Here is a 21,417-nt window from a genome sequence, read left to right on the forward strand (position 1 = left end):
AAGCCGATGAACCTGTTCCGCAAGATGCTGCCCGCCCCCGCGGACGGCGCGGCGGATCATGCGCCGGACACGGCGCGCGCGGCGACGACGATCAACCTGCTGCCGATCCCCGCCGCGATCGTCACCAATGTCGATGGCCGCTTCGTGTTGCAGGGGCATAACGATGCGTTTCAGCTGGCTGGTCTGGGCAATTCGTCGGACAAATCGCCCTTTCTCAACAGCGTCGGGTTGCGCATCGCCAGCTTTCTTGATGGCGACTCTCTGAAAGAGGAGTTCGCCTGGCAGTTCGGCGACAGCGTCGATTGCCGGCATTACCGAATCACTCTGGCGCGGCTCGAACGCAGCGCGGCGCGGCGCTGCCTCGTCACGTTGGTCGACCACACGTCCGAACTGCGCACCGAACACAATCTCCGCCGCGAAATGATGACCGACAGCCTGACCGGGCTGCCCAATCGCGCCGGCTTCTCGGATCGGCTCGAAGGCTTGCTGACCGATCCCGCCGAACGCGCGCGCTATGCCGTGCTGGTGCTGGACCTGGATCGCTTCAGCCGCGTGAACGCCTGTCTCGGTTCGATGGACGGCGACGAACTGCTCATCACCTTGGCGCGACGTCTGAAGGGTGCGCTCCGCGCGCACGACATTTTGGCGCGTACCGGAGGTGATGAATTCGGCATCTTGCTGACCCTCGAGGACGGGCCGAGCGACGCGCAGCATGTCGCCAAGCGGATCGAGGGCGCGCTCGCCACGCCGTTCCGCCTGAGCGATTTCGAGATCAAGGTGTCGTGCTCGATCGGCATCGCGTTCGGGTCGGCCGAACTTGATGATGCCGAGGAATTGATCCGCCACGCCCAGTTCGCCGTGAAGCGTTCGAAGATCAGCGGCCGCGCCGAGGCCTATCAGACCCAGCAATTCGACATCGCGCGCGAACAGTTCGGCATGGAAACCGCGCTGCGCCGGGCGATCGAGAATGGCGAGATGCGCCTGACGTATCAGCCGATCTGCGATCTCGCGACTGGCCGGGTCGTCGCGTTCGAATCCTTGGCGCGCTGGACCGACGAGACGGGCCGCGCGCATTCGCCCAACGATTTCATTCCGGTCGCCGAGGAATCCGGGCTGATCGTGCCACTCGGCCGCTGGGCGATCGACGAGGCGGCGCAAACCCTGGCGAGCTGGGATGTGCGATTCGGCGGCGATTGCGGGGTGAAGTTGGCCGTCAACCTGTCCGCCATCCAGTTGCAACGCGATCGCATCTCGATGCTGGTCGAACGTGCCTTGATGGCCAATGGACTGGACGGACGCCGCCTGACTTTGGAACTGACCGAAAGCGCGCTGGTCACCGATCCGGATCGCATCGCCGGGATCATGCATGCGCTGAAGGGTTTGGGAACGACGATCGCGATGGACGATTTCGGCACCGGCTATTCCAACCTGGCCTATCTTCAGAAGTTGCCGATCGACGTGCTGAAGATCGACCGTAGCTTCATCACCGGCATGTTGGCCGATCGCGACAAGGTGGCGATCGTCCGCGCGATCCTCAGCCTGGCCTCGGCGCTGGGGATGAAGACCACCGCCGAAGGCATCGAGACGACCGAATTGGCGCAGACGCTGGCGGCGCTGGGCTGCACTTATGGGCAGGGCTATACCTATGCCCGTCCGTTGGAAGCAGACGCGGCCTATGCCTATCTGCTCGATATCAACCACTGATCCACGGCCGAATCGGCGATCCGCCCGGTGCGCTCGGCATCGGGAAAATCCTCCGCGATCCACAAGTCTTCGATCGTGCGGAGCAACCGTGCGACGTCGGGGCCCCTTCCGATCCCACGCTGCACCAGATCGCCGCCCTTGATCGGGAAGATCGGGGCGGTGAGGGACGCCAGCGACTCGATCTGTTCGATCGGGCGATCCGACAGCAGCAGGCGATCGGCGGCCAGCGTCGCACCCAACCGATAGAGCAGCTCCCGGGGGGCTTCGCCGCCGACGGGTTCGGTGCCGGCGATCAGGCGACGGCGATCGTGGTTGGACAGGCGCAGGCGCGCGCCGACATCTTCGGCGACGGCGGCATCCCGGGGAAGCAGGGCGGCAAGGCGACGGATCGGGTCCGGCGGAATGCGCGTTTCGGCCTCGCGTGCGGCGAGTGTTGCGAGGCGATCGGCGTCCGCGATCTCGGGCAGGACGGGGCGAAAGATGCCGTGTGCGATCATCAAGCCCACCGCCCGCACCGCATGCGCCGCGACCAGCAATTTCAGTAGTTCCGCCGCGACGCGCTCGCGCGACAAGGCCATCAGGTCGTTGGCGCGGGCCGTGCAGACCGCCAGTCCATCGGCATCGGGCGAGTCGCCGAACCGGGCGTAGAAGCGAAAGAAGCGCAGGATGCGAAGGTGATCCTCGGCGACTCGCTGCAGGGGATCGCCGATGAAACGGACGCGCCGCGCCGCGAGATCGTCCAGTCCGCCGAAATAATCGATCACTTCCAGCGTGCGCGGATCGGCATAGAGCGCGTTCATCGTGAAATCGCGCCGCGCCGCATCTTCCCGCCAGTTGTCGGTGAATGCTACCGTTGCATGGCGGCCGTCGGTGGCGACGTCGCGACGCAACGTCGTCACCTCGACCGGGCCGGACGGGAGTATTGCGGTGATCGTTCCATGCGCAAGCCCGGTTGGCACCGCCTTGATCCCGGCGCGCTTCAGGGCGTGGAGCACATCTTCCGGCTGATGCGTCGTAGCCAGGTCGACATCCGCCGCGTCGATGCCGAGCATCGTGTCGCGCACGATCCCGCCGACGAAACGCACTTCACCCCGGTCCGCTCCCAGCACTTCGGTCAGTTCGGCCAGGCCCGCCCGGTTCAGGAAGGTGGCGTCGGCGGGGATCAGCTGCCCCATCGCAGCCGCCGCGAAAGGTTGACGATCATCGCTGCGGTCGCGCCCCAGATGCGCTGGTCGTTCCAGAAGATCTCGTAATAATGCCGGTTGTGTCCCTGCCACTCGACCGCCGCCTCGAGATGGTTGGCGCTGTCGAGGATGAAGTCCAGCGGCACTTCGAACACCTCGGCCACCTCGGCCTCGCTCGGCGTGAGGACGAGATCCGGTGGCACCACGCCGATCACGGGCGTGACCTCGAAGCCGGTGATCGTGCGATAGCGGTCGGCGATGCCGATGATCTGCACCGAAGCCGCGGGCAGGGCGATTTCTTCCTCCGCCTCGCGCAGCGCGGCCGCCACCGGGCCGCTGTCGCCGGCGTCGATCCGGCCGCCGGGAAAAGCGACCTGGCCGGGATGGTTGCTCAGCGTATCGGTCCGCCGGGTCAGGAGCACGCCGGGTGCCGCGCGTTCGGTGACCGCGATCAGGACGGCGGCCTGTGTCGGCGTGGCGATATCGGGCGCGCCGTCGCGGTGGTCGCCGGTCAGCAATGCCATGTCCTGCGCATGGCCGGACTCCAGTGCCCGGCTCAGCCGTTCGGCGAGCGTCATGCCGTCGTCTCCAGCGCGAAGAACGCACCGGCGCTCCAAACGCCGGGGGGCGAATCCTCGCTCGCGAGCGCCAGGGTGGCAAGTTCGTAATAGACCGGGCGCGCGACCAGCGCTTCCAGGCCGCCGCGGACATGAAGATAGGGACGCGGGCCGTCCTCCGTCGTCTCGAAGCGCAGCGGATGCGTCGCGCTCGCCGTGACGAGATCGCCGGTGTTGAGCCGGAAGGCGAGGGTGGTGGCCTTGCCGGTGCCGTCGACCTTAACCTCCACGGCCTGGAACGGCGCGTCCTCCACCTCGATATCCAGCTTCTCGACCGGCGTGACGAGGACGTAGCCGCCATCGGGCTCGCGGCGCAAGATCGTCGAGAACAGTCGCACCATGGCCTGGCGGCCGATCGGCGAGCCCTGGTGGAACCACGTCCCGTCGCGCGCGATCCGCATTTCGCTGTCGCCGCAATGCGTCGGGTTCCAGCGTTCGACCGGTGGCAGGCGGTTTTCTTCCGCCAGCCGCGCAATATCGGTGAGCGAGAGCGTGGCGAGGTCGGGCAGGGGAGGCATCGGCATGCGCCTTGCGGTAGGCGCGGGGTCGCGCCGCCGCAAGCGTCAGACGTGCGCGACGACGCGCGGCCCGAGCAGTCCGTCGCCGAGCGGCGCATGCGTTCCGCGCGCGAGCAGGCGGCGGCGTTCCACCGGACCCGGCACCCGCCAACCTCCGGTCCGGTCGGCGACGAAGCCGAAGAAGCGGCCATAATATTCCGGGTCACCGATCAGCATCACGGCGGGGCTGGCCGGATCGGCATCGACGGCCTCCAGCGCCCGCGCCGTCAGCAGGCGACCGATGCCGCCCTGCTGGCGCAGCGGCTCGACCGCGACCGGGCCGAGCATGATCAGCGGCACATCGCGCCCGTCATCTCCGCACAGCGCGATCGGCCAGCACTGGATCGTACCGATCAAGGTGTCCTCCTCGATCGCCGCGAAGCTGAGATCGGGAAGCGCGACTGCGCCCTCACGGATGCGATACGCGGTGCGACCATGGCGATCCGTGCCGAATGCGCGGTCGAGCAGCTGCTCGACGGCATCGGCGGATATCTCGGCGATCGGCACGAACTGTACCAAGGCAGGCACTCCTACCCGAGCGCGGGGGAACCGAGCCGGCGCCGCGCGATGTAGGCGGGTGTCGCCTGAACGCAAGTATAATGCGCCGCGCTTTCCCCCACACTTTCACTGCCTCGCGCATCTGCTATGGCGCGCGCTTGCCAGCAAAGGAATGTCCCGGCTTGGACGACAGTCTCATCCTCGAAGTGCACGATCTCGAAGTCCAGGTGCTGACCGGCATCTATTCCGAGGAAACGCATCTGCCTCAGCCGCTGCGGATCTCGATCACGGTCGGGTTGCGATGCCCGGAGCGTTTCACGCCGGATACGCCGCTATCGGCATCGAAGAATTACCTCGACCTGAAGCATGCCGCGACCACCGCATTGCCGCCGGGCGTGCATTTCACGCTGATCGAAGGGGTAGCCGACCACATTTGCGAGACGCTGTTCCTGCAGGACCGGCGCGTGACCTGGGCCGAGGTGAAGATCGTCAAGCTGGCGATCGCGGAGGCCGGCGAATCGATCGGCATGACGCTTCGCCGCTACCGGCGATGAACGTGTCGGCGGCGGTCGAGACGGTTTTCGCGGGCAATTCGGACGTTGTGGTGATCGAAGCGTCCGGTTCTTGCCATGAAGCGCTGTCGCGAATCAGGGCAAGCGCGGCCCGATTCGCGCTGGTGATCGTCGGGCAGGAGATCTCGCCGGTGGATCGGGCGATGATTCTCGCAAGTGTCGGCCCGCTGGCGGTCGAACTCGGACCGGACCGGCGAATCGGAGCCCTGGATATCGGCGCGGGTGCCCGGCAGGCGGATATTCTGGAAACTGCGCGCTTCCTCGTCGGCGCTGAATCGACCACCGGGCAGGTGTTGGCGGCTTCCGCCTGATATTCAGCGAGGTGCGTTGCCCCGGTCGCAGGGGCCGAGCGAATCGAGCACGAAGCGATAATCCTCCGCAGCCTCCGGCGCGGCCGTTTCCGGTAACGCGGGCGGCAGGAAACAGGCGAGGCGATACCAAAGCAGCGTGTCACGCGCCGGCGGAACGGCCGAATCGCTCACCACATCGCTCAGCGAAACCGCCCAGCGCCGCGTGCCGGCGGGCTTGGTCGTGATACTCAGAGAAACCGGCCGTGCGTCGGCCGTGGTCAGGAAAATCTGGGTTTCCCCCTCGCCGGGCAGGGCGCCGGCGGTGTGGAAGGAATTGCCCAGCCCGGTGATCTTGGGCGGCGCGTCGGCGGCCAGCGTCTCGGTCGTGATACGGCGCGCGAGCGCGTCCGCCGCCGGCGTCCAGTCGCGCATCGCGTCAGGGCGAACCAACTGGATTTGAGAGCTGGATCCGGCGACCGGCCGGGCAAACAGCAGAACGCGCAGCTTGCGGAGATTCGGCAGCTTCCCGCGGGCATCGGGACGGACGTCCAGCAGATACCCAATTCTGGGCGGCAATGCGACCGGACCCCGGATCAGCGCCAGCACATCGGCCTCGACGTAGAATCGGGTCAGTCCTGGCGGCACGGTGGCGGCCTCCGCGCCTTTGATTCGCGAAGTGCTGCGAATCGCCGCGTCGACGATCACCGGCGCATCGAGCACCAAGTCGGCGTACAGCGCATAAGGCGGGGGCGGGGCCGGTGCGGGGAGCGGCGCCGGCGCGCGCTGCGCCATCGACGGCGATATGACAACGATGGCGGAAAGCGCCGCCAAAGCGAGCTTTTTCGTTAAGGTTTGCATGGACCAAACGGTACGCGATCGTCCCGTCGTTAAACAGAAATAATTCTGTCGCCTGGCGATTGTACGTTTGTTGCGTCCGACAAAGCGTTTGCGTCGTAGTTTACGTCGCGATAGAGGTTTGGGCTCTGTCCGAGGATACACTAGCCCACGGCAGGCGGATTCATGGTCAATAGGCCGGAGCCGGGGTTGCCGTGATTGAGGAGTGTCGTTTCTGAATGGCCTATGCTGACCAAAAGATGAGCGGTGGCAAGGTGGTCGCGATCGTTATCGTCGCGCTCATCCACGCCGTTATTGGGTATGCCTTCGTTACCGGGCTCGCGTACAAGTACGTGAAGAAGGCAACGGAGAAGATGGACGTGTTTGACGTGGAGGAGCCGCCTCCCCCGCCGCCGGACGAGCCACCGCCCCCGCCGCCGCCAGACCAGCCGCTGCCGCCACCACCCGTGGTGTCGCCGCCGCCGATCGTTAACACGCCGCGTCCGCCGGTCGTCATGCAGACCGTAACGACGCCGCCGCCGGCTGCGCCGATGGTGCCGATCGCGGCGCCGCCGGCTCCGCCAGCACCGCCGGCACCGCCGACGGTCATCAGCAAGGCTGCGTCCGCGAAGGGTAATCCCGCTTCGTGGGTGACGGGTGACGATTATCCGCCGTCTTCGGTGCGTGATCAGGAACAGGGCGTCAGCGGCCTGACCTTCGACGTGAACGCACAAGGGCGCATCGAGAACTGCCGTGTCAGCTCCAGTTCCGGTTCCGCGACGCTCGATCGCACGGCCTGCTCGCTGGTCACGCGTCGTGGTCGCTACACACCGGCGTTGAACGCCGCGGGCCAGCCGGTTCCGGGCGGTACGAAGACGCTGAAGTTCACCTGGCGCCTGCCGGAATGACGATTATTCGCCGGAGCCCGCTGGGCTTCGGCGACCTACATGCTGCTATTTGAGAGGGATTTACCGCAATGATGACCACCATTCTCGCCGCAGGAGCGGCGCCTGCCGCCGGTGCCAACCCGTACGGTTTCTGGGAAGCGCTCCAGCAGGGCGGCGTGATCGCCTGGACCGTGTTCTGCATCCTGGCCTTCATGTCGATCGTGTCGTTCTACATCATGTTCACCAAGCTGTTCGAACAGCAGAAGGTGATGAACCAGGCCAAGCGCGTGCGTCAGGGTTTCTGGAGCTCGAACAACCTGAAAGAGGGTGCTGCCAAGCTCGAGAAGAACTCGGCCTATCGTCAGATCGTCGATGACGGTCTCGCCGCTCAGGACCAGCACACGCAGCTGACCGATCCGGTCGAAGCGCATGACTGGCTGCACGGTTCGCTCGCCCGTTCGGAAGCGACGATCAACTCGAAGCTGGGCGGCGGTCTCGCCTTCCTGGCGACGGTGGGTTCGGTCGCACCGTTCATCGGTCTGTTCGGTACGGTCATCGGCATCTACCGCGCACTGATCAAGATCGGTGCGGCAGGTCAGGCATCGATCGACGCCGTTGCCGGCCCGGTCGGTGAGGCTCTGATCATGACCGCACTCGGCCTCGCGGTCGCCGTGCCGGCCGTGCTTGCCTACAACTGGCTGCAGCGCCGCAACAAGTCGATCGCGGAAGACCTTGCTGCCTTCTCGAACGACGTGCTCGGCTTCCTGGCTTCGAACGGCGCGGTTCGCCCTGTGAGCACCGCTCGCAAGGCACCCCCGGTAGCAGCCAAGCCGGCCGCTACGACGACGACCACGACCACGCCCCGCGCGTAATAACGGATTAGGGGTCGCAAGCTTCGGCTTGCGGCCTCGTCCTTCGCCGCCACACTCAAGTTGGCGGCGCGAATGAACGGATAGGGATAGCCCTCAATGGCAATAAGTGCTGGCGGCGATAACGAAAAGCCGATGTCCGACATCAACACGACCCCATTGGTCGACGTGATGCTCGTGCTGCTGATCATCTTCTTGATCGCGGTTCCGGTCGCCATCCAGGCGATCAAGGTCAAGCTTCCTAGCGTGAAGTACGACCCGACCACGACCAAGCCGGAAAACGTGTCGCTGTCGATCACGACCGACAAGGATGGCCGGTGCGCGATCTACTGGAACATGACGCGGGTGACGCATCAGGAACTGCTCGACCGTGCCGTGAAGAAGCTGCAGGCCGAGATCGATCGTGCCGGTGGTGCCAACAACCTCCCGGCGGGATACGAGCTGCCGGAAGCGCATATTCGCGGTGACGTGGCCACGCCGTACCAGTGCATCGGTGGCGCAATCTACACGATGCAGATGGCCGGTTTCGCCAAGGTCGGGTTCATTTCCGAACCGCCCCCCGGCGAAGCGACGACCCGTCTGTAACGGTCCGCTGAGACTCAGGAGTAATTTGATATGGCAATGAGTGGCGGTTCCGACGACGGTGAACCGATGATGGAAATGAACATGACGCCGTTGATCGACGTCCTGCTCGTGCTCCTCATCATGTTCATCATCACCATTCCGATCCAGACGCACGCGGTGAAGGTCGACCTCCCGGTCAACGATCCGTCGAACAAGCAGCCGATCATCGATCCGCAAAAGAACAAGGTCGTGATCGATCCGGCGGGCCAGATTTCCTGGAACGGCGCACCGGTCGATCCGGTGACACTCCAGCAATATCTGGAGCAGACGACTCAGATCAAGCCCGAGCCGGAACTGCATTTCCAGCCCGATCCGCAGGCGCGTTACGCTCGCGTCGACGAGATTCTGGCGGTGATCAAGCGCTCCGGCGTGACGAAGCTCGGCTTCATCGGCAACGAGCAGTATCGCAACGACTTCTGATCCTCGAGATCAGCAGTTTAGAATTGGAGGGCGGTCCCGCTGGGGCCGTCCCTTTTTCGTCTGATGCTGTGGTCTCGCGATACACTTGTCAGCATGACGTAAAAGTGAAATATTGATGTCACAAAACTGAAACCTTCCGGGCAATGGAAGGGCGGCGCGGGAGATCGATCATGCGGATGCTGGCTGTTACGATGGTTGTGCTAGGGATTGCCGCGACGCCATCCGCCGCCAACGCACAGGATCACACCGGCTATCGGCAGATCGCCGCCGGCAACTACGCCCGCGCCGAGCGGACGCTGACCACCGAATTGAAATCCTTTCCGCAACGGCCGGAGCTGATGCTCAACCTCGCTGCGATTTATCGGCACACCGATCGCGCGGGTGAGGCTCGAGCGCTGTACGAATCAGTGCTGGCTCAGCCGGACGTGTTGATGGATCTTTCGGCTGACACCACGGCGTCGTCGCATGTGCTGGCGCAGAAGGGCTTGCGCCAATTGTCGGGCGTTCAGCTTTCTTCACGCTGATTCCGTTCTTGGGAATCTTCGGCGCTTCTTGATTGTCGAGACAATTTAACGGTCTGTTCAAGACGCCAGGTCTTCAATTCGGACGCGGCCAATTGACCCGCCGGCTGCGATGCCCCGTGTTCGTGAACGCTACAGCTTCGGCAACGTCACGCCGCGTTGCCCCATATATTTCCCTGCGCGGTCGGCATAGCTGACTTCGCAGGGTTCGTTGCCCTGCAGGAACAGGAATTGGCAGGCACCCTCGTTGGCGTAGATCTTCGCGGGTAGCGGGGTGGTGTTCGAGAATTCGAGCGTCACATGGCCCTCCCAGCCGGGCTCGAGCGGGGTAACGTTGACGATGATCCCGCAGCGGGCATAGGTAGATTTACCGAGGCAGATCACCAGTACGTCGCGCGGCACGCGAAAATATTCCACGGTGCGGGCAAGCGCGAAGCTGTTTGGGGGAATGACGCACACGTCGGTCTTGCGGTCGACGAAGCTGTTGGCGGCAAAATCCTTCGGATCGACGATGACGCTGTCGATGTTGGTGAAGATCTTGAACTCGTCCGATACGCGCGCATCATAGCCGTAGGAAGACAGGCCGTAGCTGATGCAGCCGTCGCGCTGCTGGCGATCGACGAACGGCTCGATCATTCCGGACGACAGGGCCTGTTCGCGGATCCAGCGGTCGGAGAGGATGGACATCTTGGGCTTGCTCCGGGTTGCGTGGGGCCTGTTTCACGGCTCGCGCGGGATCGCGCAAGTGGGCGATCAGCCGATTCCCAGATCCTTCGGGCCGAAGGCGTGGGGCAGCAGTTCGGACAGCATGTGGCGATCGACCGCGTCGCCAGTCGCGCTGCCGCACCACACGACGATATCGCGTCCGCCGATCTGGGCGGCTTCGTTGATCACCTGGCGGCAACGGCCGCAGGGTCCGACCGGCGTGTCGCCCGTCACCGCGCCGTCACGGATCGCGCCGCCGATGACACCGACCGCCAGCACGTCGGCGAGGCGACCGGCGCTGTTGGCGGTGGCGAGGGCGACCGTCTCGGCGCATAGCGACAGGCCGTAGCTGGCGTTTTCGAAATTGGTTCCGGTGACGATGCTGCCGTCGGTGAGCAGCAGCGCGGCCCCCACGCCGAAATTGGAATAGGGGGCGTGGGCGCGGGTCGCGGCGTCGCGGGCGGCGGCGATGAGGCGGTTGCGGGTAATGTCGTCGAAGATCGGAGCGGGCATCGGGTTTCCAGTCATCGCGGGTTTTCGTCTGTATGCGCAAGAAGAGTAAGACGGTGCCTCGACAGGCCCAGCACGACCGGCGGGTGCGCTTTTCGAGACGCGATCCTCACGGCGCGACCACGTTCCAGTGCACCGGGCCGTCGATGCCGTCGATCCGTTTGACGTCGCTCGCCTGCCACATGCGCCAGGGGCGGGCGGCGTAATCGGGCGGGAAGAAGTTGCGCAGGCTCCATAACGGACGGTCGACCCCGGCGGAAAGCGAATAGGCGGCCTCGACCGGGGCGGCGATCTTGAGCAGGATCGGCTTCCCGGTGTGCGATTCGACCATCGTCACGAAACGGGTCACCTCGGCTATCACCACGTCCCGCTCCGGATGCGACGTGCAATCGGGGGAGAAATCGATCAGCACCGCGGCGGGCAATGCGTCCTCCACGCGCGGGACGGTGGTGTTGAAATTGTTCGCCTGGTCCGCCGCCAGCCGGCAGAAGGACCAGACGTGCAGCGCGCCGCGCCGCATGCCGGCGGCATGGGCATCGGCCCAGCTGGTGGCGAATTGCGCATCGCGCCCATCCGCACCCATCGTCGCGCGCATGTACGCGAAGTCGGCGCCGGAGGCGGCGACGGTCGGCCAGTGGATCGCGCCCTTGCTCTCGTCGACATCGACGCCCTGGAACTCGTAATCCTTGCGCGAAGGATGCCATCCGGTGACGAACACCCAGCCCAGCAGCGCGATCGCCAATAGGCCGAACAGGGCCACGCCCGCCCAACCCAGACGACGTCCGAAAAGGCGCAAACTCACTCGTCCTCAACCCTTGATGTGCAGCACGCAGATGAGCGTGAACAGACGCCGGGCGGTGTCGAAATCGATCTCGATCTTGCCCTCCAGTCGCTCCTTGAGCAATTCGGCGGCTTCGTTGTGAATACCGCGCCGCGCCATGTCGACGGTCTCGATCTGCGCGGGCGTCGCGTTGCGGATCGCGGCATAATAGCTGTCGCAGATCGCGAAATAATCCTTAATCGGGCGGCGGAAGCGGCCGAGCCCGAGGACATAGGTTTCGAGATGGCTGTCGTCTTCGCGATGGATCGCGATGCCGAGCCGCCCTTCCTCCACGCTGAGCGCGATCCGGTACGGGCCGGCATAGCCGTCGGCATGCTCGCGCTGCGGCGCGAAATGATTGCCCTCGATCAGGTCGAAGATCGCGATGCGGCGTTCCTGTTCGATATCGGCCGAGCGCCACAGGATGGTGCGTTCGTCCAATTCGACATTGATGATCCGCGGGTCGGCCATCGTCACGCCCTATCGGGGAAGCGCCGCGGGGACAATCCGTGTGAGGGGCGGTGCAGAGCGGCATTAACTGGTGCATCGTGCCCGCTCGCGTTCTCCGGAGTTTCCGTGCCCGCAAGCGTGGCCTGAGCGCAACGTGGGTCAAGCCGTCCCAGCGCGGAAAACCTAAACACCGAACTGGTTTGTAAGATATGAAGCAATCGCAGGGAAGATGCTTAAATGATTAATGCAGCGTAAGAAATTCTTACGTTTACCATTCCGCGCGGGGCTGTTTACCAAATTACTTACGGGAAATCCGTTATTGGCACGATGTTTGCGATGATTGATGCGAGGCCGTCAGCGGCTCGCTCAATTAGGAAACGACCATGAACAAGATGAACGCCCTGCTCGCCGCCACGATGATCGCCGGCGCCGCAATCGCATTGCCGGCTTCGGCAACCACCTATGTCGTATCGCAGACGATCGGCGCCGGCGGAGTTACGGGCACGATCACGACCGACAACACGATCGGCACGATCTCAACGGCGAACATTACCGCCTTCAACCTGACGCTGAACGATGGCACGACGACGTTCAATCTCACCAATTCCAACGGTCAGGTTCTTGTCGCTGACAGCGCCCTGACGGCAACAGGATCGGGGTTGTTCTTCAACTATTCGGCGGCCAGCGGCCTGGCACTGTTCCAGGCGCCCACGATCGGATCGAGCGTCACCTATTTCTGCTTGCAGGTGTCTGGCTGTTTCAATCCGGCCAGCATCCCGGGCCAGGGTCTGCGCATCACCGGCGGATATCTGAACAACACCAAGACGGGCAACGTTCAGTTCGCATCGGTTGCCGCCGTGCCGGAAACGGCCACCTGGGGCATGATGATCCTCGGCTTCGGCATGATCGGTGCGGCCGTGCGCAGCCGTAAGGTCAAGACGAGCGTTTCTTACGCATAAGACGGCTTAATCGCCTCAACGAAAAGCCGTCGGCCGGGAGGCCGGCGGTTTTTTGCTGCGTCATCCCTCCCCGCAATCCACATGCCGTTCGGCGCAAAGCGGGTTGAGGGATGACGCGGCGGGGCTATGACCGGCCGATGGCCACCATCATCCCAATCTCGCCCGTTACCGAATCGACCAGCCTGCCGCAGAACGTGGAGGCGGAGGCGGCGATGCTGGGAGCGATGATGATCGACAACCGGCTGGCCGACGATCTGATCGACAAGCTGGAACCGGAGCATTTCTTCGAGCCGCTTCACGGGCGCATCTTCGGCGCGATCAAGACCGCGCGCGCCGCCGACATGCTGGCCACGCCGGTGACGCTGCGCCCGATGTTCGAGAGCGATGCCGGAATGAAGGAGGTCGGCGGGCCGGCCTATCTCGCGCAATTGACCGGCAGTGGGGCGGGCCTGATCGGTGCGCGGCAGTTCGCGCAGCAGATCTACGATCTGGCGATGCTGCGCACGCTGGTGACGGTCGGGCGCGGGCTGGTCGAGCGGGCGATGGATACGTCCGAGGAGGTCAATCCGCGCGCGCAGATCGAGGCGGCGGAAGAGGAATTGTTCAAGGTCGCGGCGGATGGCGGCACCGAAAGCGCGGTGAAGACCTTCGCGCAGGCGACGACAATGGCGGTGAAGATGGCGCAGCGCGCGCTGAATTCCGGCGGGCATCTGTCGGGCATCACCACCGGTCTCGATAGCGTCAATTCCAAGATCGGCGGCATGCACAATTCGGATCTAATGATCCTCGCCGGGCGTCCGGGCATGGGCAAGACGTCGCTGGCCACCAACATCGCGTTCAATGCCGCACAGCGCTACATGCGCGATCGGGCGGACGGGATGGAGCATTCGGCGTCGATGGGCGCGAAGGTGGCGTTCTTCAGCCTGGAAATGTCCGCCGACCAGCTGGCGACGCGTATCCTGGCCGAGCAGGCACGGATCAGTTCCGAGGCGCTGCGCATGGGCAAGATCAGCCGGCAGGAGTTCAACCAGCTCGCCGCCGCAGCCGCCGATCTGGAGAATCTGCCGCTGTTCATCGACGATACCGCCGGCCTGACGATCGGCGGGCTGCACACGCGGATGCGGCGGCTGCAGCGGCGGCACAATAACGAGATCGGGCTGGTGATTATCGATTACCTCCAACTGCTGACCGGATCGGCCAAGGCGTCGAGCGATGGGCGCGTGCAGGAAATCTCCGAGATTTCGCGCGGGCTCAAGACGCTTGCCAAGGATATGAACGTGCCCGTGATGGCGCTGTCGCAGCTCAGCCGTCAGGTCGAAAGTCGCGAGGATAAACGGCCGCAGCTCTCGGATTTGCGTGAATCGGGATCGATCGAGCAGGACGCCGATATCGTGATGTTCGTGTTCCGCGAGGATTATTATGTCGCGGCGAAGGAGCCGAAGCGCCCGACCGAAGGCGACAATGCCAAGATCTTCGAAGATCATGCGCAATGGGCGACGGACATGGAGCGCGTGTTCGGGTTGGCCGAGCTGATCGTGGCGAAACAGCGTCACGGTGCGACCGGCAAGGTGATGCTGAAGTTCGAGCCGAGCGTGACCCGCTTCTCCGATCTGGTCGGCGAAGGATATTGATCGCGGGCCTCCGGCCTTGAAGACGGTGATCGATACCGGGCTAGCGCTTTCGCCCGGGCTGGCGGCGATCCGGGCGCAGTTTACGGTACCGGCGGGATTTCCGCCCGAGGTGCTGGCGGCAGCCGCGGTGGCGGCGAAACGCGCGCCGACCGAGCATGTGGATCGCGCCGGAGCTCCGTTCGTCACGCTCGATCCGGCGAGCTCCACCGATCTCGACCAGGCGTTCGCGATCGAGCGCAGCGGGGCCGACCTGCTGCTGCATTATGCGATCGCCGATGTGGCGTGGTTCGTCGATGACGGCGGGGCGATCGACATCGAGGCGTGGAAGCGCGGCACGACCCTGTATCTGCCCGATGGCAAGGCCGGGCTGTATCCCCCGGTGCTGGCGGAAGGCGCGGCGAGCCTGTTGCCGGACGGGCCGCGCCCAGCGGTGGTGTTCGTAGTGCGGGTGGCACCGGACGGAGCGGTGGCGCTGGACGGCGTTGAGCGTGCGGTGATCCGCAGCCGGGCCAAGCTGGCCTATGACAGCGTGCAGGACGGCGATCTGCCCGCGGACTTCGCGGAACTGTCGCGGCGGATTACCGATGCGGAGACCCGGCGGGGGGCAAGCCGGGTCGATCCACCGCAACAGGAGGTCGAGCCGACCGGCGATGGCCGCTTCCGGCTGGCCTTCGCGCCTCGGCTGGAATCGGAGGATCGCAATGCGGCGCTGTCGCTGGCGACGAACCTGGCGGTCGCGGCGGCGCTGGAGGCGCATCATACCGGGCTGTTCCGAGTGATGGCCGGACCGGACGACCGCGCGGTGCTACGCCTGCGGCAGATCGCGGCGGGGCTGGGGCTGGACTGGCCGGCGGCCGTGTCGCTGACCGCGTTCGAGCCGACCCTGAACGGCGCGGATCCGGCGCAGGCGGCGTTCATGATCGCGCTGCGCCGGGCGGGGAGCGGGGCGTCCTATGTGCCGTATCGCGCGGGCGTGACGCCGTGGCATGCGGCGATGGCGGCGACCTATGCGCATGCGACCGCGCCGCTGCGGCGGCTGGCCGACCGCTATGTCGTTCAGGCGGCATTGGCGGTGGCGAATGGCAAGACGGTGCCGGATGTCGTCGCGCAGGCGTTCGAAACGCTGCCGCTGGTGATGGCGCGCGCCGATGCGATCGGCGGGCGGATCGATCGCGTGGTGGTCGATCTGGCCGAGGCGGTGATGCTGCACGGGCGAGAGGGCGAGGTGTTCGCGGCGACGATCGTCGATGCCGACGATCGCGGGGCGCACATCCAGTTGCGCGATCTGGCGGTGTTGGCGAGCGTGAAGACGGCCGGGCGCCCGGGAGATGCGGTTTCGGTCCGGTTGGTAGCGGCGGAAGTCGAGGCGCGGACGCTGAGTTTTGCGGTGGCGGATTGACCCGCCCACCACCGTGCGCCCTGAGCCTATCGAAGGGCCGTTTTCCTTGTCTGCGGTTGAAGAGAAGAACGGTGCTTCGACAGGCTCGGCACGAACGGGGCCGGGTGCTCGCTTCTAACCGACGTCGATTTCGGATCCGCGCGTCCTAGAAAACCGGTTCCTCGCCCGGTTTTTCGGCGACGTGAATGCCGCATTCCACCTTCTCCCAGCCGCGCCAGCGGCCGGCGCGGGGGTCTTCGCCGGGTTGGACCTTGGAGGTGCAGGGCGCGCAGCCGATCGAGGGATAGCCTTCGGCCTCCAGCGGGTGGCGGGGGAGCTTGTGCGCCGCGAAATACGCGTTGAGGCGGTCCTTGTCCCAATCGGCGAGCGGATTGAGTTTCAGCCGGCCTTCGTCTTCCTCGAAGCGCGGCATCGCCAGGCGGGTGCCGGCCTGGAAGCCCTTACGGCCGGAAATCCACGCATCGAACGGCGCGAGCGCGCGGCGCAGTGGCTCGACCTTGCGCAGGTCGCAGCAGCCGTCGGGGTCGTAGTTCCAGCGCAGGCCGGTGCCGTCCTTGGCGGCGAGGATACGCGGATCGGGGCGGAACACGCGCAGTTCGGTGAAGCCCAGCCGTTCGGACAGTTCGTCGCGATATTGCAGGGTCTCGCCGAAGATCTTCTGCGTGTTGATGAAGATGACCGGCACGTCCTTGTCGATCTCGGCGATGATGTGGAGCAGCACCGCGCTCTCCGCACCGAACGAGGAGACGGCGGCGACGCGGTTCCTCAACTCGCCGGTCAGCAGTTCGGCGAGCATGTCCTGCGTGCCGACCCCGGCGAAGCGCGCGTTCATCTCCGCCGCATCGACCTTGGTGAAGGGCGTGACGTGGATCGTATCGAGGCGACGGGCGGCTTCAGCCATGACGTTTCTTCCACACCGGCACGATGGCGTCGGCGGCTTTCTGGTAAAAGTCTTCGTAGCGCGACAGGCTGGCCTCGGCGGTGGCCGCGTCGATCTCGGCCTCGGGCGCGAAGCTGTCGAAACCGCAGCGTCGCATCGGCAGCAATTGATCGACCAGGACATCGCCCTGCGCACGCAATTCGCCGGTATAGCCGGCCTCGCGCAGGATGCGCGCGGCGCTGTAGCCGCGGCCGTCGCGGAAACTGGGAAAGCTCACTTCGACCAACGCGATCTGTTCGAGATGCGGGATCAGAGCGCGGGCGTCGTCGCCGGCCTCGATCCGGACGGCGGTGGCGTTGCTCTGGCCGAGGAAGGATTCCAGCGTGACGGCGGGTTCGTCATGCGGCTCGTCGGTGCGGAAGCGGAGCAGGGTTTCGGTCATTGTGCTGATCCCATTCCCGTCACCCCAGCGAAGGCTGGGGTCTTTGTGGGGAGCGGAGCGTGTGAGCCGCTCGAGATCCCAGCCTGCGCTGGGATGACGAGGGGGGCGGCGACGGCCGTCTCGACCAGGCCGACCTCACCCATAGATCGCCTCCTTGAACGGGGCCATGCCGACGCGGCGATACGTGTCGATGAAGCGTTCGCCGGTTTCGCGGACGACGAGGTACTTGTCGGTGACGCGTTCGATCGCATCGACCACGCCGTCCTCGTCGAAGCCGGGGCCGGTGATCTTGCCGAGGCTGACATCCTCCGCGCCCGATCCGCCGAGCAGCAATTGGTAGTTTTCGGTGCCCTTCTTGTCGACGCCGAGGATGCCGATGTGCCCGGCATGATGATGGCCGCAGGCATTGATGCAGCCGCTGATCTTGAGCTTCAACTCGCCGATCTCGCGCTGCTTGGCCGGGTCGGCGTAGCGCTCGGTGATCTTCTGCGCGAGCGGGATCGAGCGGGCATTGGCGAGGCTGCAATAATCGAGGCCCGGGCAGGCGATGATGTCGCTGATCAGATCGAGATTGGCAGGTGCGAGGCCGGCGGCGTCGAGCTGTTCCCAAAGTTGGCGAAGGTGGCGCACTGCGACGTGCGGAAGGACGATATTCTGCGCATGCGTTACGCGTAACTCATTGAAACTGAACTGTTCTGCCAAATCGGCCATCAGGTCGATCTGCGCCGATGATGCGTCGCCGGGAATGCCGCCGGTCGGCTTCAGGCTGATGTTGACGATGGCGTAGCCGGGCTGCTTGTGCGGCTTCACGTTCTGGTCGAGCCAGAGCGCGAAATCGGGATCGCTGCGGTCCGGTTGCGTGCCGTCGTCGGCCTCGAAAGCGGGATCGGCGAACATCCTGGTGATGCGCTCGAATTCTGCCCGGGGCGGATCGAGGCCGAGCGACTTCACCTGCGCGAATTCCTCCTCGACCTGCGCGCGGTACGAGTCCGCGCCGATCTCGTGGATCAGGATCTTGATCCGCGCCTTGTAGATATTGTCGCGCCGGCCGTAGCGATTGTAGACGCGCAGGCATGCCTCGACATAGCTGAGCAGATCGTCGGCGGTGACGAAGTCCTTGATCTCGGGCGCGATCATCGGCGTGCGGCCCATGCCGCCGCCGACGAAGATCTTGCCGCCCAGCACGCCGTCACGCACGATAAGCTGGATACCGATATCGTGCAGGCGCATCGCCGCGCGATCCTCGTCCGCGCCGATCACGCAGATCTTGAACTTGCGCGGCAGATAGCTGAATTCGGGGTGGAACGTACTCCACTGGCGCAGCAATTCGGCCCAGATGCGCGGATCGGCCACCTCGTCGGCGGCGGCACCGGCATATTGATCGGAGCTGATGTTGCGGATGCAGTTTCCGGACGTCTGGATCGCGTGCATCTCGACCGTCGCGAGCTCAGCGAGGATGTCCGGCGCGTCCTCCAGCTTGATCCAATTGTATTGCAGGTTCTGGCGCGTGGTGAAGTGGCCGTAATCGCGATCGTACTTGCGCGCGATGTGCGCGAGCATGCGCATCTGGCGGCTGTCGAGCGTGCCATAGGGAATCGCGACGCGCAGCATATAGGCGTGCAATTGCAGGTACAGGCCGTTCATCAGGCGCAGCGGCTTGAACTGATCCTCGGTAATCTGGCCGGCGAGGCGGCGCTTCACCTGATCGCGGAATTCCTCGACGCGATCGTCGACGATCTGCTGGTCGTATTGGTCATATTTATACATGGGTTGGCACCCTGAAGGGGGTTTTCACGCAAAGGCGCGAAGTGAGGAAGGAGGAAGGCGCAAAGAAGAAGAAGGGGGTGTCCGCGCGGAGGCGCGGAGGCGCGGAGATGGTGCGCTTGCCGATCCGGATCGCGGCTGCAACTCTTTCATTCCAGGCGGCTGGTTGGTTTGATGGCCGCTGCGCGGAAGACATAACATCTCCGCGCCTCCGCGCCTCCGCGCGAACACCAATTTCACGCCTTCGCGCCTTCGCGTGAAATACCTTCATATCACCCAGCTCCCGGCCTGCGGGTCGGCGGGCTTCAGCGTCAGGTCGGGCCGGACGGTCGGGCCCAAGGCGCGGATGCGCTCCTTGATATGGGCGGGGCGGGGGCCGTCTTCGGTGCGGGTCGCGTCGATCACGTACGGGCCTGTGACGTGCTGCACGCTTTCCTCGGCACGGCCGATCGCCTCGCCCTTGTCGGCGACGTCGGCGGCATCCTCGACATGGCGCGACCAGCCGTTGCCGGTCCACCAGATGACGTCGCCCGAGGGCAGGTCGTTTCCGGTCAGGAGTTTCATGCCGCTGCCTCTGCCATACGTGCCCAGCGGGCAAGCTTGTCTTCGGCGTCGCTCAAATCCACGACCTCGCCGACGACGATGATCGCCGGGCTAACGACCTTCTCGCGCGTGACCATCGGGCCGAGATCGGCGAGCAGCGTCTTGATCGCGCGGTGGCCTTTGAGCGTGCCCTTTTCCAAGACGGCGACCGGCATGTCGGGGGCGACACCGTCGGCGATCAGCTTGTCGGCGATATCGGTCGCGGTGGCCACGCCCATATAGATGACGAGCGTGCGGCCCTGCCCGGCGAGGCCGGACCAGTCCTGATCGGTCAGGCCCTTGCATTGGCCGGCGACGAAGCTGACGACGCTGCTGTGATCGCGGTGGGTGAGCGGGAGCATCGCCTCGGCGGCGCAACCGAGTGCGGCGGAGACGCCGGGAATGACCTCGACCGGCAGGCCGGCGGCGCGCACCGCCTCGACCTCTTCGCCGCCACGCCCGAAGATGAAGGGATCGCCCCCCTTCAGGCGAACGACGATCGCGCCGGTCTTCACATGCGCGACGATCAGCGCGTTGATCGCTTCCTGCGGCAGGGTGTGGCGCGCGCGCTGCTTGGCGACCGAGATGCGCTGCGCGGCGGCGGGGGCGATCTCCAGCACGCGCGGATCGATCAGCCCGTCATGCACGACGATATCCGCGCTGCGCAGCGCCTCGACCGCGCGGACGGTGAGCAGGCCGGGGTCGCCCGGACCGGCACCGACGAGGATGACGCGCCCGCGGGCGGTGGGATCGAGAAGATTGGCCATCGCTGTCAGATGGCCGTGTGCCGTGCGCCTTGCAACCGAAGCTTGCTATTGTGGGGGGTAGGGAAACTTTTCGGGGCGGTCGGCGGACGGCGAGCGCGAGATCGCCGCTTTGCATGTCATCTGGAAGTCATTAACCATGGCTAGTACTTCAGCCCTCTCGAACAATTCAATGACATTAAAGGGGTATTTCGGATGAACTTCATCTCGCAGGGCAAGCTCGTGCTTGCCGCCAGCCTGCTGTCCTGTGCCGCTACTGGCGCCGGTGCCACGACCGTGATGAATTTCGATTCGCTGCGCGCCGCCGATCCTACCGATTACACGTACGTGACTGGGCCTTATAAGGAGGCCGGCTTCACCTTGACTTCGTCGTTGTGTCAGGGGCCGAACAATAGCGGCTGCTTCATCGGCGTGCAGCGCTTCAAGAGCATGGACAAGGTGGGCGCGGCGATCGCCACGCAGTACGTTTCGCCCAAGGTCACGCTGACGCGCGACAGCGGTGCGGCGTTCCTGCTGCAATCGATCGATTTCTCGGAATATTTCGACAATCTGATCTACGCGCCGTTCACGACCGACGTGATCTTCAGCTACGTCTTCGCCGATGGCAGCACGGGCACGACCACGCGCACCTTCAGCAACGACGGGGCGTATCTGCCGACGACCTTCAGCTTCTCGCTCGCCCCGCTGCGGTCGTTCAGCTGGACGCCGGTGACGGGCGGCGGCGTGCAGTTCGACAACATCGTGCTGAACGATGTGGCGGCGGTGCCGGAACCGGCGACCTGGGGCATGATGCTGCTCGGCTTCGGGATGATCGGTTCGGCGGTGCGGCGTCGCAAGGCGACGGCGGGCGTACGGTTCGCCTGATTCGCAGATCCGCTTCCGAATGGCTTGGCGCGAGGCCGTCGATCGTTCGATCGGCGGCCTTTCTCTTTGG

The 21,417-nt window shown here is 65.0% G+C and carries 26 protein-coding genes; 12 read left to right on the forward strand and 14 right to left on the reverse strand.

The window, feature by feature from the left end; genetic code table 11:
* The first annotated feature begins 6 nt into the window (after positions 1 to 6).
* The gene (locus tag ASG11_RS09355) at positions 7 to 1,704 is read left to right on the forward strand and encodes a putative bifunctional diguanylate cyclase/phosphodiesterase (protein WP_236697441.1); all 1,698 of its coding nucleotides are present in this window, start codon (positions 7 to 9) and stop codon (positions 1,702 to 1,704) included.
* On the opposite strand, the gene ASG11_RS09360 is transcribed toward ASG11_RS09355, so the two are convergent.
* From ASG11_RS09360 to ASG11_RS09375, 4 genes are read right to left on the reverse strand one after another with little or no spacing between them, the layout of a single operon-like run.
* A complete protein-coding gene (locus ASG11_RS09360; RefSeq protein WP_055778152.1) occupies positions 1,680 to 2,879 on the reverse strand; it encodes a CCA tRNA nucleotidyltransferase in 1,200 nt (399 codons plus the stop codon). The genes ASG11_RS09355 and ASG11_RS09360 overlap by 25 nt on opposite strands.
* On the reverse strand, positions 2,867 to 3,466 hold the full coding sequence (locus ASG11_RS09365; protein WP_055778155.1) for a CoA pyrophosphatase: 600 nt from the start codon (positions 3,464 to 3,466) through the stop codon (positions 2,867 to 2,869). The genes ASG11_RS09360 and ASG11_RS09365 overlap by 13 nt, the downstream gene beginning before the upstream one ends.
* Positions 3,463 to 4,029 carry a DUF1285 domain-containing protein gene (locus ASG11_RS09370; protein ID WP_055778158.1) on the reverse strand — a complete coding sequence of 189 codons (567 nt, stop codon included), beginning with the start codon at positions 4,027 to 4,029 and terminating at the stop codon, positions 3,463 to 3,465. Before ASG11_RS09370 ends, ASG11_RS09365 begins: the two co-directional genes overlap by 4 nt.
* 39 nt (positions 4,030 to 4,068) lie before the next feature.
* Positions 4,069 to 4,581: a GNAT family N-acetyltransferase gene (locus tag ASG11_RS09375; protein ID WP_055778161.1), complete on the reverse strand. Its 513-nt coding sequence runs from the start codon at positions 4,579 to 4,581 to the stop codon at positions 4,069 to 4,071.
* A gap of 161 nt (positions 4,582 to 4,742) precedes the next feature.
* Between ASG11_RS09375 and ASG11_RS09380 the strand changes: the two genes are divergently transcribed.
* Positions 4,743 to 5,114, forward strand: coding sequence for a dihydroneopterin aldolase (locus tag ASG11_RS09380; protein ID WP_055778164.1), 372 nt, complete (start codon positions 4,743 to 4,745; stop codon positions 5,112 to 5,114).
* A complete protein-coding gene (locus ASG11_RS09385; protein ID WP_055778167.1) occupies positions 5,111 to 5,443 on the forward strand; it encodes a Rossmann fold domain-containing protein in 333 nt (110 codons plus the stop codon). The genes ASG11_RS09380 and ASG11_RS09385 overlap by 4 nt, the downstream gene beginning before the upstream one ends.
* A 3-nt stretch (positions 5,444 to 5,446) precedes the next feature.
* Here the strand turns inward: ASG11_RS09385 and ASG11_RS09390 are convergent, their stop codons facing one another.
* A complete protein-coding gene (locus ASG11_RS09390; protein ID WP_236697442.1) occupies positions 5,447 to 6,214 on the reverse strand; it encodes a hypothetical protein in 768 nt (255 codons plus the stop codon).
* 281 nt (positions 6,215 to 6,495) lie between these two features.
* On the opposite strand from ASG11_RS09390, the gene ASG11_RS09395 reads away from it, so the two are divergent.
* From ASG11_RS09395 to ASG11_RS09415, 5 genes are all read left to right on the forward strand, one after another.
* A complete protein-coding gene (locus tag ASG11_RS09395) occupies positions 6,496 to 7,164 on the forward strand; it encodes an energy transducer TonB (RefSeq protein ID WP_055778173.1) in 669 nt (222 codons plus the stop codon).
* Positions 7,165 to 7,232: 68 nt separating this feature from the next.
* Positions 7,233 to 8,015 carry a MotA/TolQ/ExbB proton channel family protein gene (locus tag ASG11_RS09400; RefSeq protein ID WP_055778176.1) on the forward strand — a complete coding sequence of 261 codons (783 nt, stop codon included), beginning with the start codon at positions 7,233 to 7,235 and terminating at the stop codon, positions 8,013 to 8,015.
* A 96-nt stretch (positions 8,016 to 8,111) separates the two neighbouring features.
* A complete protein-coding gene (locus ASG11_RS09405) occupies positions 8,112 to 8,597 on the forward strand; it encodes an ExbD/TolR family protein (protein WP_055778181.1) in 486 nt (161 codons plus the stop codon).
* Between the two features lie 30 nt (positions 8,598 to 8,627).
* A complete protein-coding gene (locus tag ASG11_RS09410; protein ID WP_055778184.1) occupies positions 8,628 to 9,056 on the forward strand; it encodes an ExbD/TolR family protein in 429 nt (142 codons plus the stop codon).
* A 170-nt stretch (positions 9,057 to 9,226) separates the two neighbouring features.
* The gene (locus ASG11_RS09415; protein ID WP_236697443.1) at positions 9,227 to 9,580 is read left to right on the forward strand and encodes a tetratricopeptide repeat protein; all 354 of its coding nucleotides are present in this window, start codon (positions 9,227 to 9,229) and stop codon (positions 9,578 to 9,580) included.
* A 129-nt stretch (positions 9,581 to 9,709) separates the two neighbouring features.
* Here the strand turns inward: ASG11_RS09415 and dcd are convergent, their stop codons facing one another.
* The 4 genes from dcd to ASG11_RS09435 all read right to left on the reverse strand — a co-directional run bounded on the left by dcd (position 9,710) and on the right by ASG11_RS09435 (position 12,083).
* A complete protein-coding gene (gene dcd / locus ASG11_RS09420) occupies positions 9,710 to 10,264 on the reverse strand; it encodes a dCTP deaminase (protein ID WP_055778187.1) in 555 nt (184 codons plus the stop codon).
* A 66-nt stretch (positions 10,265 to 10,330) separates the two neighbouring features.
* Positions 10,331 to 10,795, reverse strand: coding sequence for a cytidine deaminase (locus ASG11_RS09425; RefSeq protein WP_055778189.1), 465 nt, complete (start codon positions 10,793 to 10,795; stop codon positions 10,331 to 10,333).
* 106 nt (positions 10,796 to 10,901) lie between these two features.
* Positions 10,902 to 11,594, reverse strand: coding sequence for a GH25 family lysozyme (locus ASG11_RS09430; RefSeq protein WP_236697444.1), 693 nt, complete (start codon positions 11,592 to 11,594; stop codon positions 10,902 to 10,904).
* Between the two features lie 6 nt (positions 11,595 to 11,600).
* Entirely contained in the window at positions 11,601 to 12,083 is a 483-nt protein-coding gene (locus tag ASG11_RS09435; protein ID WP_055778192.1) for a UPF0262 family protein, read from the reverse strand.
* 362 nt (positions 12,084 to 12,445) lie between these two features.
* Here ASG11_RS09435 and ASG11_RS09440 point away from each other — a divergent pair, with 362 nt between their 5' ends.
* The 3 genes from ASG11_RS09440 (at position 12,446) to ASG11_RS09450 (ending at position 16,051) form a co-directional block, all read left to right on the forward strand.
* On the forward strand, positions 12,446 to 13,021 hold the full coding sequence (locus ASG11_RS09440) for a PEPxxWA-CTERM sorting domain-containing protein (RefSeq protein WP_055778195.1): 576 nt from the start codon (positions 12,446 to 12,448) through the stop codon (positions 13,019 to 13,021).
* Positions 13,022 to 13,158: 137 nt separating this feature from the next.
* A complete protein-coding gene (locus ASG11_RS09445; RefSeq protein ID WP_055780634.1) occupies positions 13,159 to 14,652 on the forward strand; it encodes a replicative DNA helicase in 1,494 nt (497 codons plus the stop codon).
* A gap of 25 nt (positions 14,653 to 14,677) precedes the next feature.
* Positions 14,678 to 16,051 carry an RNB domain-containing ribonuclease gene (locus ASG11_RS09450; protein WP_236697506.1) on the forward strand — a complete coding sequence of 458 codons (1,374 nt, stop codon included), beginning with the start codon at positions 14,678 to 14,680 and terminating at the stop codon, positions 16,049 to 16,051.
* 145 nt (positions 16,052 to 16,196) lie between these two features.
* On the opposite strand, the gene ASG11_RS09455 is transcribed toward ASG11_RS09450, so the two are convergent.
* From ASG11_RS09455 to cobA, 5 genes are all read right to left on the reverse strand, one after another.
* A complete protein-coding gene (locus ASG11_RS09455; RefSeq protein ID WP_055778202.1) occupies positions 16,197 to 16,952 on the reverse strand; it encodes a phosphoadenylyl-sulfate reductase in 756 nt (251 codons plus the stop codon).
* Complete coding sequence (locus tag ASG11_RS09460; RefSeq protein WP_055778204.1) at positions 16,945 to 17,373, reverse strand: DUF934 domain-containing protein; 429 nt, start codon at positions 17,371 to 17,373, stop codon at positions 16,945 to 16,947. The genes ASG11_RS09455 and ASG11_RS09460 overlap by 8 nt, the downstream gene beginning before the upstream one ends.
* A 135-nt stretch (positions 17,374 to 17,508) precedes the next feature.
* Complete coding sequence (locus ASG11_RS09465; protein ID WP_055778207.1) at positions 17,509 to 19,140, reverse strand: nitrite/sulfite reductase; 1,632 nt, start codon at positions 19,138 to 19,140, stop codon at positions 17,509 to 17,511.
* 264 nt (positions 19,141 to 19,404) lie between these two features.
* A complete protein-coding gene (locus ASG11_RS09470; RefSeq protein WP_055778210.1) occupies positions 19,405 to 19,701 on the reverse strand; it encodes a DUF2849 domain-containing protein in 297 nt (98 codons plus the stop codon).
* A complete protein-coding gene (cobA, locus tag ASG11_RS09475; protein ID WP_055778213.1) occupies positions 19,698 to 20,486 on the reverse strand; it encodes a uroporphyrinogen-III C-methyltransferase in 789 nt (262 codons plus the stop codon). The genes ASG11_RS09470 and cobA overlap by 4 nt, the downstream gene beginning before the upstream one ends.
* A 192-nt stretch (positions 20,487 to 20,678) precedes the next feature.
* Here cobA and ASG11_RS19260 point away from each other — a divergent pair, with 192 nt between their 5' ends.
* Positions 20,679 to 21,347, forward strand: coding sequence for a PEPxxWA-CTERM sorting domain-containing protein (locus ASG11_RS19260; protein ID WP_055778216.1), 669 nt, complete (start codon positions 20,679 to 20,681; stop codon positions 21,345 to 21,347).
* Positions 21,348 to 21,417: the final 70 nt, after the last annotated feature.

Source organism: Sphingomonas sp. Leaf357 (assembly GCF_001423845.1).
Lineage (GTDB): Bacteria > Pseudomonadota > Alphaproteobacteria > Sphingomonadales > Sphingomonadaceae > Sphingomonas.

Excerpts from the sequence above, each read along its gene's own strand:
- ASG11_RS09440 (WP_055778195.1), top strand. The coding sequence starts at position 12,446 with ATGAACAAGATGAACGCCCTGCTCGCCGCCACGATGATCGCCGGCGCC.
- ASG11_RS09385 (WP_055778167.1), top strand. The coding sequence starts at position 5,111 with ATGAACGTGTCGGCGGCGGTCGAGACGGTTTTCGCGGGCAATTCGGAC.
- ASG11_RS09365 (WP_055778155.1), bottom strand. The coding sequence starts at position 3,466 with ATGACGCTCGCCGAACGGCTGAGCCGGGCACTGGAGTCCGGCCATGCG.
- ASG11_RS09355 (WP_236697441.1), top strand. The coding sequence starts at position 7 with ATGAACCTGTTCCGCAAGATGCTGCCCGCCCCCGCGGACGGCGCGGCG.
- ASG11_RS09395 (WP_055778173.1), top strand. The coding sequence starts at position 6,496 with ATGGCCTATGCTGACCAAAAGATGAGCGGTGGCAAGGTGGTCGCGATC.
- cobA (WP_055778213.1), bottom strand. The coding sequence starts at position 20,486 with ATGGCCAATCTTCTCGATCCCACCGCCCGCGGGCGCGTCATCCTCGTC.
- ASG11_RS09435 (WP_055778192.1), bottom strand. The coding sequence starts at position 12,083 with ATGGCCGACCCGCGGATCATCAATGTCGAATTGGACGAACGCACCATC.
- ASG11_RS09465 (WP_055778207.1), bottom strand. The coding sequence starts at position 19,140 with ATGTATAAATATGACCAATACGACCAGCAGATCGTCGACGATCGCGTC.
- ASG11_RS09390 (WP_236697442.1), bottom strand. The coding sequence starts at position 6,214 with ATGGCGCAGCGCGCGCCGGCGCCGCTCCCCGCACCGGCCCCGCCCCCG.
- ASG11_RS09460 (WP_055778204.1), bottom strand. The coding sequence starts at position 17,373 with ATGACCGAAACCCTGCTCCGCTTCCGCACCGACGAGCCGCATGACGAA.
- ASG11_RS09425 (WP_055778189.1), bottom strand. The coding sequence starts at position 10,795 with ATGCCCGCTCCGATCTTCGACGACATTACCCGCAACCGCCTCATCGCC.
- ASG11_RS09400 (WP_055778176.1), top strand. The coding sequence starts at position 7,233 with ATGATGACCACCATTCTCGCCGCAGGAGCGGCGCCTGCCGCCGGTGCC.
- ASG11_RS09360 (WP_055778152.1), bottom strand. The coding sequence starts at position 2,879 with ATGGGGCAGCTGATCCCCGCCGACGCCACCTTCCTGAACCGGGCGGGC.
- ASG11_RS19260 (WP_055778216.1), top strand. The coding sequence starts at position 20,679 with ATGAACTTCATCTCGCAGGGCAAGCTCGTGCTTGCCGCCAGCCTGCTG.
- ASG11_RS09405 (WP_055778181.1), top strand. The coding sequence starts at position 8,112 with ATGGCAATAAGTGCTGGCGGCGATAACGAAAAGCCGATGTCCGACATC.
- ASG11_RS09370 (WP_055778158.1), bottom strand. The coding sequence starts at position 4,029 with ATGCCGATGCCTCCCCTGCCCGACCTCGCCACGCTCTCGCTCACCGAT.
- ASG11_RS09445 (WP_055780634.1), top strand. The coding sequence starts at position 13,159 with ATGGCCACCATCATCCCAATCTCGCCCGTTACCGAATCGACCAGCCTG.
- ASG11_RS09470 (WP_055778210.1), bottom strand. The coding sequence starts at position 19,701 with ATGAAACTCCTGACCGGAAACGACCTGCCCTCGGGCGACGTCATCTGG.
- ASG11_RS09455 (WP_055778202.1), bottom strand. The coding sequence starts at position 16,952 with ATGGCTGAAGCCGCCCGTCGCCTCGATACGATCCACGTCACGCCCTTC.
- dcd (WP_055778187.1), bottom strand. The coding sequence starts at position 10,264 with ATGTCCATCCTCTCCGACCGCTGGATCCGCGAACAGGCCCTGTCGTCC.
- ASG11_RS09415 (WP_236697443.1), top strand. The coding sequence starts at position 9,227 with ATGCGGATGCTGGCTGTTACGATGGTTGTGCTAGGGATTGCCGCGACG.
- ASG11_RS09410 (WP_055778184.1), top strand. The coding sequence starts at position 8,628 with ATGGCAATGAGTGGCGGTTCCGACGACGGTGAACCGATGATGGAAATG.